Raw genomic sequence first — 15118 nt, forward strand, 5'->3', positions numbered from 1 at the left:
CATGAAAACAGGAAGAAACTATAAGTTCTGGTTTTGTACAGGTTCACAGGATCTTTACGGAGATGAGTGCTTAAGAAAAGTTGCTGAGCATTCCAGAATCATTGTTGAGGAATTAAACAAGAGTGGTGTTCTTCCATTTGAATTAGTATGGAAACCAACACTGATCACAAACGAACTGATCCGTAAAACATTTAATGAGGCAAATGCAGATGAGGACTGTGCAGGTGTTATCACATGGATGCATACTTTCTCACCGGCAAAATCATGGATCCTTGGTCTGAAAGAATACAGAAAACCGCTTTGCCATCTTCATACACAGTTTAATGAGGAGATTCCTTATGATACCATTGATATGGATTTTATGAATGAAAACCAGTCTGCTCATGGCGGTCGTGAATATGGTCATATTGTTACAAGAATGGGAATCGAAAGAAAAGTTATTGTCGGACACTGGGCAGATAAAGATGTTCAGGAAAGACTTGCTTCCTGGATGCGTACAGCAGTTGGTATCATGGAGAGCAGCCATATCCGCGTATGTCGTGTAGCAGATAACATGAGAAACGTAGCTGTTACAGAAGGTGATAAAGTAGAAGCACAGATCAAATTCGGATGGGAAGTTGATGCTTATCCTGTAAATGAGATTGCTGATTATGTAAAAGATGTAGCTAAAGGTGATGTAGATGCGCTGGTAGATGAATACTACAGCAAATATGATATTCTTCTTGAGGGAAGAGATCCGGAAGAATTTAAACGTCATGTAGCAGTTCAGGCTCAGATTGAGATCGGATTTGAGAAATTCCTGGAAGAGAAAAATTATCAGGCAATCGTTACACACTTTGGAGATCTGGGTGCTCTTAAACAGCTTCCCGGACTTGCAATCCAGAGACTTATGGAAAAAGGCTATGGATTCGGTGCAGAAGGCGACTGGAAGACAGCTGCAATGGTTCGTCTGATGAAGATCATGACAGCTGGTGTAAAAGATGCAAAAGGAACTTCCATGATGGAAGACTATACATATAACTTTGTACCTGGAAAAGAAGGAATCCTTCAGTCTCATATGCTTGAGGTATGCCCGTCTGTCGCAGATGGTAAGATCGGCATTAAAGTATGCCCGCTTTCCATGGGTGACAGAGAAGATCCTGCAAGACTTGTATTCACAAGCAAGACAGGCCCGGGTATTGCAACATCCCTGATCGATCTTGGAGACCGTTTCCGTCTGATCATCAACGATGTGGAATGCAAGAAGGTTGAGAAACCGATGCCGAAGCTTCCTGTAGGAAGTGCATTCTGGACACCACAGCCAAATCTTAAGACAGGTGCAGAAGCATGGATCCTTGCAGGCGGAGCCCACCATACAGCATTTTCCTATGACCTGACAGCAGAGCAGATGGGTGACTGGGCAGCAGCTATGGGTATTGAAGCTGTTTACATTGATAAAGATACAAATATTCGTGATTTCAAGAATGAACTGAGATGGAATGAACTTGCATTCAGAAAATAATAATTTTTGTAATTAATACAGAGGCTGTCATATCAGGCTGAAATTAACTGCCTGGAATGGCCGCCCTGAGAAGTTTAAAGTAATAAAAAGTATGTTAAAACCGTAAAATTTCCATGGTAAAACAATAAAAGAAATGCAATAATATTGGTGTACAAACAATATATGATTATAGATTGTCGAATGATCTGTAATCATAAATAACAGAGAAACAGGGAGGTACATAAAAATGGGAGCAGCAGAAGCAAAAGCAGCGATTCTCGCTAACAAAACAGCGCTTGGTATTGAATTTGGTTCTACCAGGATCAAAGCAGTACTTGTAGATGATAAAAATCAGCCAATCGCATCTGGCGGTCATGAATGGGAAAATCGTTATGAAAACGGTGTCTGGACATATAGCCTTGATGATATCTGGACAGGCATTCAGGACTGTTATCAGGATATGGCAAGGGATGTGAAGGCAAAATATGACATAGAACTGGAATCTGTAGGTGCATTTGGCGTCAGCGCCATGATGCATGGATATATGCCATTTAACAAAGAGGGAGAACTTCTTGTACCATTCCGTACATGGAGAAATAATATTACAGGGGAAGCCAGTGAAAAGCTGATGGAGCTGTTTAATTACAATATTCCTCAGAGATGGAGTATCGCACATCTGTACCAGGCAATTCTTAATGGCGAGGAACATGTAAAAGATATCGATTATATTACAACTCTGGAGGCTTATGTCCACTGGAAACTGACAGGAAAGAGAGTTCTCGGTATCGGTGACGCAGCAGGTATGTTCCCGATTGATACCACAAAGGCAGATTACAACCAGGAGATGGTTGATAAATTCGATGAACTGGTTGCTCCTTATGGATTCTCATGGAAACTTCGCGATATTATGCCGAAAGCCCTTGTTGCAGGTGAAGATGCCGGTGTTCTTACAGAAGAAGGTGCGAAACTTCTCGACGTAACAGGAAAACTGAAAGCCGGAATCCCGATGTGCCCTCCGGAAGGTGATGCAGGAACAGGCATGGTTGCCACAAACAGTGTAGCAGTACGTACGGGTAATGTTTCCGCAGGAACTTCTGTATTTGCCATGATCGTTCTGGAAAAAGAGCTTTCCAGACCTTATAAAGAAATTGATATGGTTACCACTCCGTCCGGACATCTGGTAGCTATGGCTCATTCCAACAACTGTACTTCTGACCTGAATGCATGGGTAAATATATTTAAAGAGTTTGCAGAAGCTATGGGTATGGAAGGGGATATGAACAAACTGTTCGGAACCCTTTATAATAAAGCACTTGAAGGAGATCCGGACTGTGGCGGACTTCTGTCTTACTGCTATTTCTCAGGCGAGCATATGACAGGCTTTGAAGAAGGACGCCCGTTATTTGTACGTTCTCCTGAGAGCAAATTCAATCTTGCAAACTTTATGAGAACCAATCTGTATACATGCCTTGGAGCCATGAGGGTAGGTCTGAACCTTCTGTTTGAGAAAGAAAATGTAAAAGTAGACCGTCTTCTTGGTCATGGAGGATTATTCAAGACAAAAGGCGTAGGACAGCAGATTCTGGCAGATGCTGTCAATGCACCGGTATCTGTAATGGCTACTGCAGGTGAGGGCGGAGCGTGGGGAATCGCACTTCTTGCTTCTTATCTGGTAAATAAAGAAGAAGGTGAGACTCTGGAAAGCTTCCTTGATAATAAAGTGTTTGCAGATCAGGAAAGCAGCACACTGGATCCAAAACCGGAAGGTGTGGCTGGATTCAATGCATTTATGGACAGCTATATGAAAGGTCTTTCTATTGAAAGAGCAGCAGTAGAGTCTGAAATCTGGTAAATGTTGAGAAACAAACTGTTTGCCGGCGCATATGAAAATGAATAGGAAAAGAAGAATATAAAAAACAGAGCAGCATCGCAGATCATGAGACCGGCGATGCTGTTTTTTGCAGTTTTTCTGAAATTGTTATCAAGTGATTCGCAGCCGAATAAATACAAAGAGAAAGCCCCGGCAGGGGAGCTGCCGGGACTTTCAAGGGGAGTATAAATAATTAAATAAGGGGTTTATGTAAAAAAAATTTTTGAAGGGTAAATTCTTTTTACAGCTATGATTATAATATAGCTTGGTGAAAAAAGCAACATATTTTGATGAATATTCCCCCCGGTTTTTGGGATAATAGTCAATGTGAAGCACTTTCAGCGATGAAGTGTGGAAGAAAAAAACCGGATTTTGCAGAGTATCAGGAGATCCGGGCAGATAAATCTCATCAGGAGGAAAATAATAATGGCAAAAAACTATGAATCTGAGAGTAAAAACAGCAGAAATTACACAGGAACTTCAGATAAGAACAGCTATGGCAATGAAATGAACCATGCTGGTAATGCAAAAAACAGTGTGAAAAGCAAAAACGAGACAGATTGTAGAAGTAAAGCAAAAAATAAAACTTCCCAGTCTTACAGCTCAGAAGAAGACAGATATTGATTGGATCAGGAGGGGGAAATGCCCCTCCTGATCTGCTGTGAGCCAATTTATGTGTCGGCTGTTTTTTGTCAGGCAGTGGCACATCTGTCCCTGATATCATATGATATAACAAAAAGGAGTCTGCCATGTTTCCGGTGGAAACGATTTCTGCAAAAATGCTGGATTATTATGTGGGCCGAAGGGACACGTTGATCATAGATCTGAGAGAAAAAGAGTCTTATATGCACAGTCATGTAAAAGGAGCCGTAAACATGCCATATGGAGAAATAGACGGATATACAGCCTTTCCAAAAGGGAAAATACTGGTTCTGTACTGCGACAGGGGCGGGGCAAGCCTTCTGCTTGCAAGGCAGCTTGCAAAGCTTGGGTACTGTACCAGGTCTGTTATAGGCGGTTTTGGAGCATATCGGGGAAGAAATCTTGTAATTTCGCCATAAGCATGATAAGGTGTAAGAGAAAAAATACGAACCGGTATATCTTCAGGTTATTTCAGAAATCAATCTGTCGGCATACCTATTGTGCCAACAAGTTGATTTCTCGAACAATCTTGCGTCTAAATTTCTTATTTCCGCGTTGTCGTCGGTCGCCGTAGCCACCGCTACGCCTCCTTCCTCCGCCTTGAAATAAAAAAATTTATCCTGCAAGATTGTTTCAAGAATCAACTCGTCGGCACACTATAAAAGAGGAGACACAAAACTATGAAATATATGTTTGCATCAGATGTCCATGGTTCTGCATACTACTGCAGAAAAATGCTGGATGCCTATAAAGAAGAAAAGGCAGAACGCCTGGTACTGCTGGGCGATCTGCTCTATCATGGCCCGAGAAATGATCTTCCCAGAGAATATGCTCCCAAACAGGTCATTTCCATGCTTAATGACATGAAGAAAGAAATTTATGCTGTACGTGGGAATTGTGAAGCTGAGGTCGATCAGATGGTCCTGCAGTTTCCGGTTATGGCAGACTACTGTATTCTGAACCTGGATGGAAGAACCTTTTATGCCACACATGGGCATATTTACAATGAAAATAATCTGCCTCCGATCCAGGAAGGAGATATTCTGATCCATGGACATACCCATGTACTGAAAGCAGAGCAGAAAGAAGGCTATGTACTTCTCAACCCGGGTTCTGTTTCCATTCCAAAAGAAGGAAACCCGCCTACATATGCGATCTTTGAGGACGGTGTGTTTACAATTAAGGATTTTGAGGGAAATATTGTTAAGAGCATAGAATTATAGGGAAGTCCCATCTACATATAGAAAGGATAAAGAATGGAAAAATTTGAACTGATCGCTCCATGTCATTTCGGTATGGAAGCTGTGCTGAAACGTGAGATCCTTGATCTGGGCTATGAGATTACCAAAGTAGAGGATGGAAAAGTAACATTTGAGGCAGATGCACAGGGAATCGCAGATGCCAATATCTTTCTGCGTTCCACAGAAAGAATCCTGCTGAAAGTAGCAGAAGTAAAGGCAGAAACCTTTGACGAGCTTTTTGAAAAGACAAAAGCCCTGCCATGGGAAAATTATATTCCCAAGGATGGGAAATTCTGGGTTGCCAAGGCCAATTCTGTGAAGAGTAAGCTCTTTAGCCCGTCTGATATCCAGTCCATTATGAAAAAAGCCATTGTAGAGCGTTTGAAGGGCGTATACGGGGTGTCCTGGTTTGAAGAGGATGGGGCAAGCTTTCCTATCCGCGTGGCATTTATGAAAGATGTGGCCACGATCGGTATTGATACCTCAGGGGTATCTCTGCATAAAAGAGGATATCGTAAAATGACAGTGAAAGCTCCGATCACAGAAACACTGGCATCTGCTCTGATCATGCTTACACCATGGAATAAAGACAGGATTCTGGTAGATCCTTTCTGCGGAAGCGGTACCTTTCCTATTGAAGCAGCAATGATGGCAGCAGATATTGCACCCGGCATGAACCGTTCCTTCCTTGCTGAGGAATGGAAGCATCTGGTTCCGAGAAAATGCTGGTATGATGCAAATGAAGAGGCACAGGACAGGATAAATCTTAATATTGAAACAGATATCCAGGGCTTTGACATTGATCCTGAGGCGTTGAAGGCTGCCAGAGCTAATGCAAAAATGGCAGGTGTGGACAAGCTGATCCATTTCCAGCAGAGAGCGGTAAAAGATCTCCGCCATCCCAAACCATATGGATTCATCATCACAAACCCTCCTTATGGGGAACGACTGGAAGAAAAAGAGAATTTAACTCAGCTTTATCGTGAAATCGGGGAAAGCTATGAAAGGCTTGACAAGTGGTCCATGTATCTGATCACATCTTATGAGAAAGCGGAGAACGATATCGGGCGAAAAGCAGATAAAAACCGTAAGATCTATAATGGTATGCTTAAGACCTATTACTATCAGTTCCTTGGGCCGCGCCCACCGAAGAAAAACCGTAGCTGAGTGCTTATGTAATTGCGAAAAATCAAAATAAAAAGAGGATACAAAGGATTATGAAAAAAATAATTTTTGCTACCGGAAATCAGGATAAAATGAGAGAAATCCGCGAGATCCTTGCAGATATGGATGTAGAGGTTGTTTCTATGAAAGAAGCGGGAATCCATGCAGATATTGTAGAGGATGGTTCTACTTTTGAGGAAAATGCTGTGATCAAGGCGAAGACTATCTGCGAACTGACAGGGGAGATCACTCTGGCAGATGATTCCGGTCTGGAGATTGACTATCTGAATAAAGAGCCGGGCATTTATTCTGCCCGTTATATGGGAGAAGATACCTCATATCATATCAAAAATGCAAGTCTGATAGAGAGACTGAACGGAGTTCCGGACGAGAAGCGTACTGCAAGGTTCGTATGCGCCGTTGCAGCGGCTTTTCCGGATGGAAGTGTAAAAACAGTGCGTGGAACAATGGAAGGCCGTATAGGCTATGAGGAGAAGGGAGAGAACGGCTTCGGCTATGATCCGATCTTCTACCTGCCGGAATATGGATGTACTTCTGCAGAGCTTTCCGGCAAAGAGAAAAATAAGATCAGCCACAGGGGAAAAGCATTACGTGCCATAAAGGATGAACTGAAATGAAGGTACTGATCGTCAGCGATACTCATGGACAGGATGAGAATCTGGAAGAGACAGTGCTCAGAGAAGCTCCCTTTGATTATCTGATCCACTGTGGTGATGTGGAAGGCAGAGAGATTTTCATTGAGGCACTGGCAGAGTGCCCATGTACGATTGTCGCAGGAAATAATGACTTTTTTACAGATCTTCCCTATGATGAAGAAGTTACCCTGGAGGGACATAAGATACTGGTTACACATGGACATCACTATTTTGTGTCCCAGGATTATGATAAACTTGTTGAGAATGCGCAGGCTAAGGGATGTAAGATTGCAATGTATGGTCATACTCACATGCCTTTGATCGAGAATGAGGATGGGATTCTGGTAATTAATCCCGGCAGTCTTACCTACCCGCGTCAGAGAGGCCGCAGGCCAAGCTATGCAGTTATGCAGATAGAAGAGGGAAAAGATCCTCAGGTCGAGATCAGATACCTCTGAAAAATTATTTAACTGAATCAGGTAAGTTACTTGCGGAGGTTGCGAATATCCGCCTGACTCATCTGACTGTATATTTTTGAGGTATTGTTGATCGGATAACGGCAATACCTCTTTTTGCAGATACGTGACAGTAAAAAAATAGAAGAAAAAATAAAAAAAGTTAAGATTTTTTTATTGTATAAAAAAAATATCTTTTTACAAAAAATCTCAAAAATCAGTAAAAAACCCCTTTTTGCGAACAAAAAAAACGATTTTTTCGAAAAAAGTGAAAAGCCCGCAAAGCCTTGTGTTTAGCGGGTTTCAGGAACTTTTTGAGGGATAAAAAATCACTTTTTCAAAAAAAATCAAAAAAAAATGAAAAAAGGTGTTGACATTTGGGGTTGCTTAACATATAATATGTCTTGCGTCGGACAACGAAGCACAAATAAATAAAGAAAAACAGCGGGGTGTGGCTCAGCTTGGCTAGAGCGCCTGGTTTGGGACCAGGAGGCCGCAGGTTCGAATCCTGTCACCCCGACTGCTGTAACAACAACATTACCGTTTCAGCGAAATGCGGGTGTAGTTCAATGGTAGAACACTAGCCTTCCAAGCTAGATACGTGGGTTCGATTCCCATCACCCGCTTCTCTGTATGTACAGAGAGATGTGTCTGTAGCTCAGCTGGATAGAGCAACGGCCTTCTAAGCCGTGGGTCGGGGGTTCGAATCCCTTCAGGCACGCTGTGGTGGGTATAGCGCAGTTGGTTAGCGCGCCAGATTGTGGCTCTGGAGGCCCAGGGTTCGAATCCCTGTATCCACCCTTCGCCTTTGGGCTATCGCCAAGCGGTAAGGCACAGCACTTTGACTGCTGCATTCGCTGGTTCGAATCCAGCTAGCCCAGTCTTTTATATGGAGCATTAGCTCAGTCGGTAGAGCACTTGACTTTTAATCAAGTTGTCCGGGGTTCGAATCCCCGATGCTTCATTAATAGCGGAAATCTTCTGTGAGGTTTCCGCTATTTTATTGCTTTTGCAGAGTGCGAGAATGATTTTTCAGGTACACTCTGAGAATATGAGAAAATGCGGATATGGCGGAATTGGCAGACGCGCTGGTTTTAGGTACCAGTGGGCTTCCCGTGCAGGTTCAAGTCCTGTTATCCGCATTTAGAAAAAGTACCGGTTAAAACGGTGCTTTTTTGTTTTACAGGCATAGTTTTTTGTTGTATAGTTAAGTTATAAACAGGACAGGGAGATTTTGACTATGGATATACAGAAATTTCAGCAGAAACTTACAGAAGTATGTGAACTTGGAGAGAAGAATGGCAAAGTATTGAAACCGGAACAGATAAAGGAATGCTTTGGCGAACTTGACCTGGATAAGTCACAGTTGATTAAGATATTACAGTATTTAAAATTAAAAGGTATTTCCATTGAGGGTGCCGAGGAGATTTCAGCAGCATCTCAGACCGGACCGGAAGAAGTATCCGAAGAAAAAGAAGAAAAAGTTCCTCTGACAGCGGAGGAAGAGGCATATCTGAAAGAATATCTGGAAGGTCTTGAAGAACAGGAGCAGGGAGAGAGAAGTGCGGAAGAACTTTTTGAATTGCTTTCAAAGGGAGATGCTCTGGCACAGGCAGAGCTGTCACAGAAGTATCTGCATGCAGCAGCCGAAATGGCGGTTGAAATGAACTGTGAGGAGATTTTTATCGCTGATCTGATTCAGGAGGCAAATATAAGCCTTCTAATGGCTCTGGGAGAGGAAGAACCGGAAGAGAAAGATGAGAAATGGCTGCTTGGACGTATCCGGTGTGGAATCCGCCATGCTATCGAGGAGCAGACACAGAGGAAATTTGAGGATGACTATCTGGTAGCAAAGGTGGAGAAGCTGGAAGCGGCAGTTCGGGAACTTACAGAGGATGAAGAGGATGAAAGTTCAAAGTTCAGTGTAGAGGAGCTGGCGATTATTCTTGATATGGATGAAGAAGAGATCAGGGATGTGCTGCGGCTTACAGGTGATGATAAATAATGCAGTGATGTAGCATTACGGGAAAGGAGAGGGTGATTATGAGTATTCCAACACCACACAACAGTGCAAAGAAAGGTGATATTGCAAAGAAGGTTCTGATGCCGGGAGATCCGCTGCGTGCGAAATATATTGCGGAGACATATCTGGAGAATCCGGTATGTTTTAACACAGTGAGAAATATGTTTGGTTATACCGGAACTTATAAGGGTGAGCAGATATCTGTCATGGGCAGCGGTATGGGGATGCCATCTATGGGTATTTACAGTTATGAGCTTTATAATTTTTATGATGTAGAGAAGATCATTCGTATTGGCTCTGCAGGTGCGCTGCAGGATGATGTAAGCGTAATGGACGTTGTGATCGCCATGAGTGCATGTACGGATTCAAATTATGCAAGCCAGTATCAGCTGCCGGGGACTTTTGCTCCTACAGCAAGTTATGAACTGGTTGCAAGGGCTGTAGAGGTTGCGAAAGAGCAGGGTACACCGGTTCGTGTGGGTTCTGTTGTATCTTCAGATGCGTTCTATGGAGATAATCCGGAGAGTTCGAAGGCATGGAGAAAGATGGGGGTTCTCTGTGTGGAGATGGAGTGTGCGGCGCTGTTTATGAATGCTGCGAGAGCCGGTAAGGAGGCACTGGGGATTCTTACGATTTCGGATCATGTTTTCAGGGATGAGGCAATTTCTGCGGAGGCCAGGCAGACTTCGTTTAACAGGATGATGGAGATTGCTTTAGGAATTTAAGGGTTAATGACGACTGTTCTCAAGAAGAGCGATTGAAAAATTTCTCATATTGTGTTAATATCAAAACAATATGGGAGGTATTTTGAATGCAAATTAGAAAATCGGCGGAGGATTATTTGGAGGCAATTTTGGTGTTGTCTAAACAGGGGGGCGGTGTTCGTTCTATTGATATTGCGACGATGCTTGGGGTATCGAAACCGAGTGTGAGTCATGCGATGAAGCTGTTACGTGAGGATGGCTATATCGCGATGGATCGTTATGGTACGGTGACGCTTCTGGATAAAGGGGCTCAGATTGCAATGCATATTTATGAACGCCATACAGTGTTGAGTAAGATGTTGGAACGTCTCGGCGTAAGCCCGGAAGTTGCAAAAGAAGATGCGTGTAAGTTAGAGCATGACCTGAGCGATGAGAGTTTTACTAGGATAAAGGAGCACTTCCACAAGGTGATTGGGGAAGTTGAATAGCGGATAAAATAAACTCCCCCCGTCGGATGAATTTCTGACGAAGTGGGGAGTTTATTTTTTAAAGTTAGTCATCTACTATTTCTGTTACATAGCTTCCATGCCCGTCTATAGCAATAACTTTTTCTTTTCCACCTTCTGTTTGAAATATCCATGGAGCAGAATAAGGATTACGAAAAAAGGCTTACAACGAATGGTGGTGTGGTACAATGCTGTAGAAAGAAGAATGCTGGAAAGCCGTATAGTCGTATGAAGGAGAAACTCACATGCAGTTTGATGAGAGGAAAGAGGGAATAGACCCTCTGACCTACTCTGCATATTATTCTGTCTGCTTCTGTGGAAGCTGTGCAAGGATGATAGCAGCAAACATGATGACACATCCAAGGATTTCTTTAGTACTTAGTTGCTGTCTGAGGATGATCCATCCGGCTAGGACAGAGATGCAGGATTCCAGGCTGAGTATCAGGGATGCTACAGTTGGGTTCATGTTTTTCTGACCGATAATCTGCAAGGTGTAAGCTACTCCGCATGACATGACACCTGCGTAGAGGATTGGCTGCCATGCTGCCAAGATGGATGAGAGTTCCGGATGCTCAAGGAGCAGAGCGGGAATGCCGGAAAGGATACCACATGTCAGGAACTGAATGCAGGAGAGCTTTACTCCGTCTACTTTTGGAGAAAAGTAGTCGATGACCAGTATGTGCAGTGAAAATAGAAATGCGCATACCAGTACGAGCAGATCTCCTTTTCCGATAGAAAATCCATCTGTGATGCACAGGAGATAAAGTCCGATCAGAGCCATTGCAACGGCAGCCCAGATAAATTTTGTGCATTTTTTGCCAAGGAATAGTCCGATGACAGGGACGATCACAATATAACAGGCAGTGATAAAGCCGGCTTTTCCGACGGTTGTATACTTGATGCCGAACTGTTGGAAATTGCTTGCCAGACAGAGGCAGATACCGCAGGCGATACCGCCGATAATCAGAGTTTTTTTCTCCTGCATATTGGATACAGTATTACTTGAGGTGTCAGATCTGCCAGATGCTTTGGAAGCAGAATCTGAAGGAGAGTTTCTCTTTTTCAGAATAAAAATCAGTGGAATCAGAACGACTGCTCCGATAAGGGAACGGACGGCATTAAAAGTAAAGCCTCCTACGTATTTCATTCCTACGCTTTGAGCCACAAAAGCGATACCCCAGATAATCGCTGCGAGAAGCAGGAGCAGGGAATTTTTTAAAGGGATCTGTTGTTTTTGCATGATGTGTGTAATCCTTCCTTATATTAATGTGTAAAATAATAAAGTGTAAATAGAATGTATAAAATGTGGATAAAACAAAATATTTATTCATTCAGTGTGGACAGAGGCACTGGAATTTTGTAACTGTTCAGTGCCCTCATATTATAAAATATTTCAAATATATTTTAAGAGTGCCGGTGCCTTATTGATCTGAAAATGAATAAACACTTTCATAATTATACATCATAGATATAAAAAGAGAAAGAAGATTATAGAAATAAAAAGAAGCCTCTGCAGGAGACTTCTTTTTGTAAATGTGTATCTGATATTTATATCAGATAAAGATATATTTCAAAATAAACAATACAGCGAGCACATACATCAGTACACTGATCTTCTTTTCTTTTGCTTTACCTGTAACAACGTTGATGATCACATAGGAGATAACACCCATGGAGATACCTTCAGAAATGCTGTACAGGAACGGCATTGCGATAATCGCGATAAATGCCGGGATTGCTTCAGTCATGTCGTTGAAGTCAATCTTGGTTACTGATGTGAGCATCAGGAATCCAACGATGATCAGAGCCGGTGCTGTGGCAAAGGACGGGATTGCCAGGAAAATCGGGGATAACAGCAGTGATAATCCGAAGAGGATGGCTGCTATCAGGGAAGTAAGTCCTGTACGTCCGCCTTCAGCAACACCGGAAGCACTCTCTACGAAAGTAGTAACTGTGGAAGTACCACACATAGCACCTACTGTAGTTCCTACTGCGTCAGAAAGAAGAGCACCTTTGATGTTTGGAAGTTTGCCTTCTTTGTCAAGCATATCAGCTTTGGAAGCAACGCCGATCAGTGTTCCAAGTGTATCGAACATATCTACAAACAGGAATGCAAACATAATGACTACGAAATCAAGTGTGAAGACAATGGAGAAGTCCATTTTCATAAATGTGGGAGCCATGCTTGGGATGGAGATTCCGTTTGAAAAATCAGGCAGGAGGCTGAACCAGCCGGCTGCAGGATCAGGTTTGTAAAGTCCTGTCAATTGACAGATAATGCCAAGTCCCCATGTGATCAGGATACCCCAGAGAATGTTTCCTTTTACACTCTTAACAAGAAGGATGGCGGTGATGAGAAGTCCGATCAGCGCCAGAAGAACTGTAATTCCTTCTGTATTGAAGGTTCCGCCGGAAACGGAGGATTTAAAGGAAAATACACTTACCAGAGTGGAGTCGTTGTTAACTACGATCTTAGCATTCTGCAGTCCGATGAAAGCAATAAACAGTCCGATACCAACAGATACTGCATGTTTCAGGTTCATTGGGATCGCATTGAAAATTGCCTCACGCACATTGGTCAGAGATAACAGGATAAAAATAATACCCTCTACAAATACAGCTGCCAGTGCCTGCTGCCAGCTGTAACCCATGCCAAGAACAACAGTGTAGGCAAAGTAGGCATTCAGGCCCATGCCAGGTGCAAGAACGAATGGATAATTAGAAAGCGCAGCCATCAGACAGGTGGCAATAAAGGATGACAGTGCGGTCGCTGTAAAAACAGCTCCTCTGTCCATGCCGGATGCTTCCAGAATGTTTGGGTTTACAGCCAGAATGTATGCCATTGTCATGAATGTGGTAATACCTGCCATAACTTCGGTCTTTACATCTGTGTGGTTCTCTTTGAGATGGAATAATTTGTCAAGATTCATAATCTTTCCCCCTTTTGATTTTAAAAATTGCCGGCTGTTTTGTGGTGTCTCAGATAATCATCCCGAAAAAACAGGGTGAAACTCCTGGAATCAATCGTCTCGGCATATCGTTTTGTTAACGATATGCCGGAAAAACACCATCAGAATCTGTATTTCCTGCAGTTACAGAATCTTTCTTCCGGCTACATATTTAGCGGTAATATTGCGGTCATCGGAAAGGTAGATCAGTCTTTCGAGTCTGTCCTTCGGAGAGAGCTTCAGTGGAGTTGGAATAGTGCTGTCATTAAGCACAACCGCATCAAATTCATACCCCTCCTTAAAGCTTCCAACCTTTCCAAAGAAGGAACCGCCTCCTTCTGTTCCCATATAAAAGGCTTCTTCAACAGTGAGCGGCTTCATGGAAGAATCAACCAGCCGCCAGTACAGCTTGGAAACCTGAATAGCATCAGCCATGGCACGCAGAATAGAAACGGAAGTTCCACCTGCAATGTCAGAGCCCAGTCCGATGTGTAAGCCTTCGTCCAGATAACGTCTCGCAGGAGAGATACCTGAGGAGAGATTTGTGTTGGACTGCGGACAATGAGCAATATAAACGCCCTGCTTTTTCATAAGGGCAATTTCTTCATTCGAAGAATGAACACAATGAGCCATGATCGTTGGACAGTCACCGCCGAAAAGATCAAACTGGCTATATGCTTCTCCATAAAAATGTGTATTCGGGCAAAGCTCCTTCACCCAGGCAATTTCACCGAAATTCTCAGAAAGGTGAGACTGCATCGGCAGGTGATACCTCTTCTGAATCTCCGAAAGCTTCTCCATCAGCTCATCAGAACAGGATGGAGTAAATCTCGGAGTAAGGATCGGCTTTACATTTTCAAATTTATCAAGCGTATCCTTAATCCACTGAACCGTAGCATCAGCAGAAGCCTGAGCACTCTCTTCCTGCAACTGCGGAGAACCATTACGGTCCATATTTACCTTGCCGACCATAGCCTTTATTCCGGTTTTATCCAGTTGTTCCATCAGGATCTCGGTAGCAGGGACATGCAGAGTTCCGAAAATACATGCTCTTGTATTCGGGCTCTTCTTCATATCCTCAGCGAAAACAGAATAAGCCTCTTTTGCAAACTCTGTATCTTCATAACGTGCTTCCTGCGGAAAAGTATAAGTATTCAGCCAGTCCAGCAGCTCAAGATCCATACCCGAGGCACGAAACGTATACTGCGGAGCATGAAGATGCAGATCAGTCAGTCCCGGAATGATCAGCTCATCGCCAAAATCTGTACATGAGATTCCTGCAAATTTCTCAGGAAGCTCATCAAACACCCCTGCACATCGCCCATCTTCACATACTAAATATCCATTTTCAGTGATGGAAAGTTCTGTCAGAGAATTACTGTAGCAAATTGTTCCCTTTAAAACAAAAGTCCGTTCGTTCATAACCATA

Annotated in this window: 14 protein-coding genes and 7 tRNA genes; 18 read left to right on the plus strand and 3 right to left on the minus strand. The window is 43.1% G+C overall.

Annotation, left to right across the window (positions count from 1 at the left end; all coding sequences use genetic code 11):
• Position 1: 1 nt before the first annotated feature.
• The 18 genes from araA to ACESZG_RS06160 all read left to right on the plus strand — a co-directional run bounded on the left by araA (position 2) and on the right by ACESZG_RS06160 (position 10723).
• Entirely contained in the window at positions 2–1501 is a 1500-nt protein-coding gene (gene araA / locus ACESZG_RS06075; RefSeq protein ID WP_008708151.1) for an L-arabinose isomerase, read from the plus strand.
• A gap of 226 nt (positions 1502–1727) precedes the next feature.
• The gene (locus tag ACESZG_RS06080; RefSeq protein WP_173704478.1) at positions 1728–3332 is read left to right on the plus strand and encodes a xylulokinase; all 1605 of its coding nucleotides are present in this window, start codon (positions 1728–1730) and stop codon (positions 3330–3332) included.
• A gap of 444 nt (positions 3333–3776) precedes the next feature.
• The gene (locus ACESZG_RS06085; protein ID WP_022379894.1) at positions 3777–3974 is read left to right on the plus strand and encodes a hypothetical protein; all 198 of its coding nucleotides are present in this window, start codon (positions 3777–3779) and stop codon (positions 3972–3974) included.
• 125 nt (positions 3975–4099) lie between these two features.
• Positions 4100–4411: a rhodanese-like domain-containing protein gene (locus ACESZG_RS06090; RefSeq protein ID WP_025581338.1), complete on the plus strand. Its 312-nt coding sequence runs from the start codon at positions 4100–4102 to the stop codon at positions 4409–4411.
• 261 nt (positions 4412–4672) lie between these two features.
• The gene (gene yfcE / locus ACESZG_RS06095; RefSeq protein WP_055053062.1) at positions 4673–5215 is read left to right on the plus strand and encodes a phosphodiesterase; all 543 of its coding nucleotides are present in this window, start codon (positions 4673–4675) and stop codon (positions 5213–5215) included.
• 33 nt (positions 5216–5248) lie between these two features.
• Entirely contained in the window at positions 5249–6400 is a 1152-nt protein-coding gene (locus ACESZG_RS06100) for a class I SAM-dependent RNA methyltransferase (RefSeq protein WP_008706223.1), read from the plus strand.
• Positions 6401–6450: 50 nt separating this feature from the next.
• The gene (locus tag ACESZG_RS06105) at positions 6451–7035 is read left to right on the plus strand and encodes an XTP/dITP diphosphatase (protein WP_020437077.1); all 585 of its coding nucleotides are present in this window, start codon (positions 6451–6453) and stop codon (positions 7033–7035) included.
• Complete coding sequence (locus tag ACESZG_RS06110) at positions 7032–7511, plus strand: metallophosphoesterase (RefSeq protein WP_173704477.1); 480 nt, start codon at positions 7032–7034, stop codon at positions 7509–7511. The genes ACESZG_RS06105 and ACESZG_RS06110 overlap by 4 nt, the downstream gene beginning before the upstream one ends.
• Before the next feature lie 442 nt (positions 7512–7953).
• Positions 7954–8028, plus strand: a tRNA-Pro gene (locus ACESZG_RS06115).
• Between the two features lie 35 nt (positions 8029–8063).
• Positions 8064–8134, plus strand: a tRNA-Gly gene (locus ACESZG_RS06120).
• A 21-nt stretch (positions 8135–8155) separates the two neighbouring features.
• A tRNA-Arg gene (locus tag ACESZG_RS06125) sits at positions 8156–8229 on the plus strand.
• Positions 8230–8234: 5 nt separating this feature from the next.
• Positions 8235–8308, plus strand: a tRNA-His gene (locus ACESZG_RS06130).
• Between the two features lie 9 nt (positions 8309–8317).
• Positions 8318–8389, plus strand: a tRNA-Gln gene (locus ACESZG_RS06135).
• Between the two features lie 10 nt (positions 8390–8399).
• Positions 8400–8472, plus strand: a tRNA-Lys gene (locus tag ACESZG_RS06140).
• A gap of 97 nt (positions 8473–8569) precedes the next feature.
• Positions 8570–8650: transfer RNA gene (locus tag ACESZG_RS06145), tRNA-Leu, on the plus strand.
• Between the two features lie 98 nt (positions 8651–8748).
• Positions 8749–9513 carry a hypothetical protein gene (locus ACESZG_RS06150; protein WP_008706220.1) on the plus strand — a complete coding sequence of 255 codons (765 nt, stop codon included), beginning with the start codon at positions 8749–8751 and terminating at the stop codon, positions 9511–9513.
• Positions 9514–9551: 38 nt separating this feature from the next.
• Positions 9552–10256, plus strand: a complete 705-nt coding sequence (deoD, locus tag ACESZG_RS06155) for a purine-nucleoside phosphorylase (protein WP_022380050.1) — start codon at positions 9552–9554, stop codon at positions 10254–10256.
• 86 nt (positions 10257–10342) lie between these two features.
• Entirely contained in the window at positions 10343–10723 is a 381-nt protein-coding gene (locus ACESZG_RS06160) for a metal-dependent transcriptional regulator (RefSeq protein ID WP_055053059.1), read from the plus strand.
• Positions 10724–11039: 316 nt separating this feature from the next.
• Here the strand turns inward: ACESZG_RS06160 and ACESZG_RS06165 are convergent, their stop codons facing one another.
• From ACESZG_RS06165 to ACESZG_RS06175, 3 genes are all read right to left on the minus strand, one after another.
• Positions 11040–11966: a DMT family transporter gene (locus tag ACESZG_RS06165; RefSeq protein ID WP_055053085.1), complete on the minus strand. Its 927-nt coding sequence runs from the start codon at positions 11964–11966 to the stop codon at positions 11040–11042.
• 328 nt (positions 11967–12294) lie between these two features.
• Positions 12295–13671: an NCS2 family permease gene (locus ACESZG_RS06170; protein WP_173679297.1), complete on the minus strand. Its 1377-nt coding sequence runs from the start codon at positions 13669–13671 to the stop codon at positions 12295–12297.
• Positions 13672–13833: 162 nt separating this feature from the next.
• Positions 13834–15111 (minus strand): amidohydrolase family protein, encoded by a 1278-nt coding sequence (locus ACESZG_RS06175; RefSeq protein WP_330584124.1) that lies wholly within the window; start codon positions 15109–15111, stop codon positions 13834–13836.
• Between the last annotated feature and the right edge of the window lie 7 nt (positions 15112–15118).

It is taken from the genome of Blautia sp. Marseille-P2398 (assembly GCF_964240315.1).
Lineage (GTDB): Bacteria > Bacillota > Clostridia > Lachnospirales > Lachnospiraceae > Blautia_A > Blautia_A wexlerae.

Excerpts from the sequence above, each read along its gene's own strand:
- araA (WP_008708151.1), top strand. The coding sequence starts at position 2 with ATGAAAACAGGAAGAAACTATAAGTTCTGGTTTTGTACAGGTTCACAG.
- ACESZG_RS06080 (WP_173704478.1), top strand. The coding sequence starts at position 1,728 with ATGGGAGCAGCAGAAGCAAAAGCAGCGATTCTCGCTAACAAAACAGCG.
- ACESZG_RS06085 (WP_022379894.1), top strand. The coding sequence starts at position 3,777 with ATGGCAAAAAACTATGAATCTGAGAGTAAAAACAGCAGAAATTACACA.
- ACESZG_RS06090 (WP_025581338.1), top strand. The coding sequence starts at position 4,100 with ATGTTTCCGGTGGAAACGATTTCTGCAAAAATGCTGGATTATTATGTG.
- yfcE (WP_055053062.1), top strand. The coding sequence starts at position 4,673 with ATGAAATATATGTTTGCATCAGATGTCCATGGTTCTGCATACTACTGC.
- ACESZG_RS06100 (WP_008706223.1), top strand. The coding sequence starts at position 5,249 with ATGGAAAAATTTGAACTGATCGCTCCATGTCATTTCGGTATGGAAGCT.
- ACESZG_RS06105 (WP_020437077.1), top strand. The coding sequence starts at position 6,451 with ATGAAAAAAATAATTTTTGCTACCGGAAATCAGGATAAAATGAGAGAA.
- ACESZG_RS06110 (WP_173704477.1), top strand. The coding sequence starts at position 7,032 with ATGAAGGTACTGATCGTCAGCGATACTCATGGACAGGATGAGAATCTG.
- ACESZG_RS06150 (WP_008706220.1), top strand. The coding sequence starts at position 8,749 with ATGGATATACAGAAATTTCAGCAGAAACTTACAGAAGTATGTGAACTT.
- deoD (WP_022380050.1), top strand. The coding sequence starts at position 9,552 with ATGAGTATTCCAACACCACACAACAGTGCAAAGAAAGGTGATATTGCA.
- ACESZG_RS06160 (WP_055053059.1), top strand. The coding sequence starts at position 10,343 with ATGCAAATTAGAAAATCGGCGGAGGATTATTTGGAGGCAATTTTGGTG.
- ACESZG_RS06170 (WP_173679297.1), bottom strand. The coding sequence starts at position 13,671 with ATGAATCTTGACAAATTATTCCATCTCAAAGAGAACCACACAGATGTA.
- ACESZG_RS06175 (WP_330584124.1), bottom strand. The coding sequence starts at position 15,111 with ATGAACGAACGGACTTTTGTTTTAAAGGGAACAATTTGCTACAGTAAT.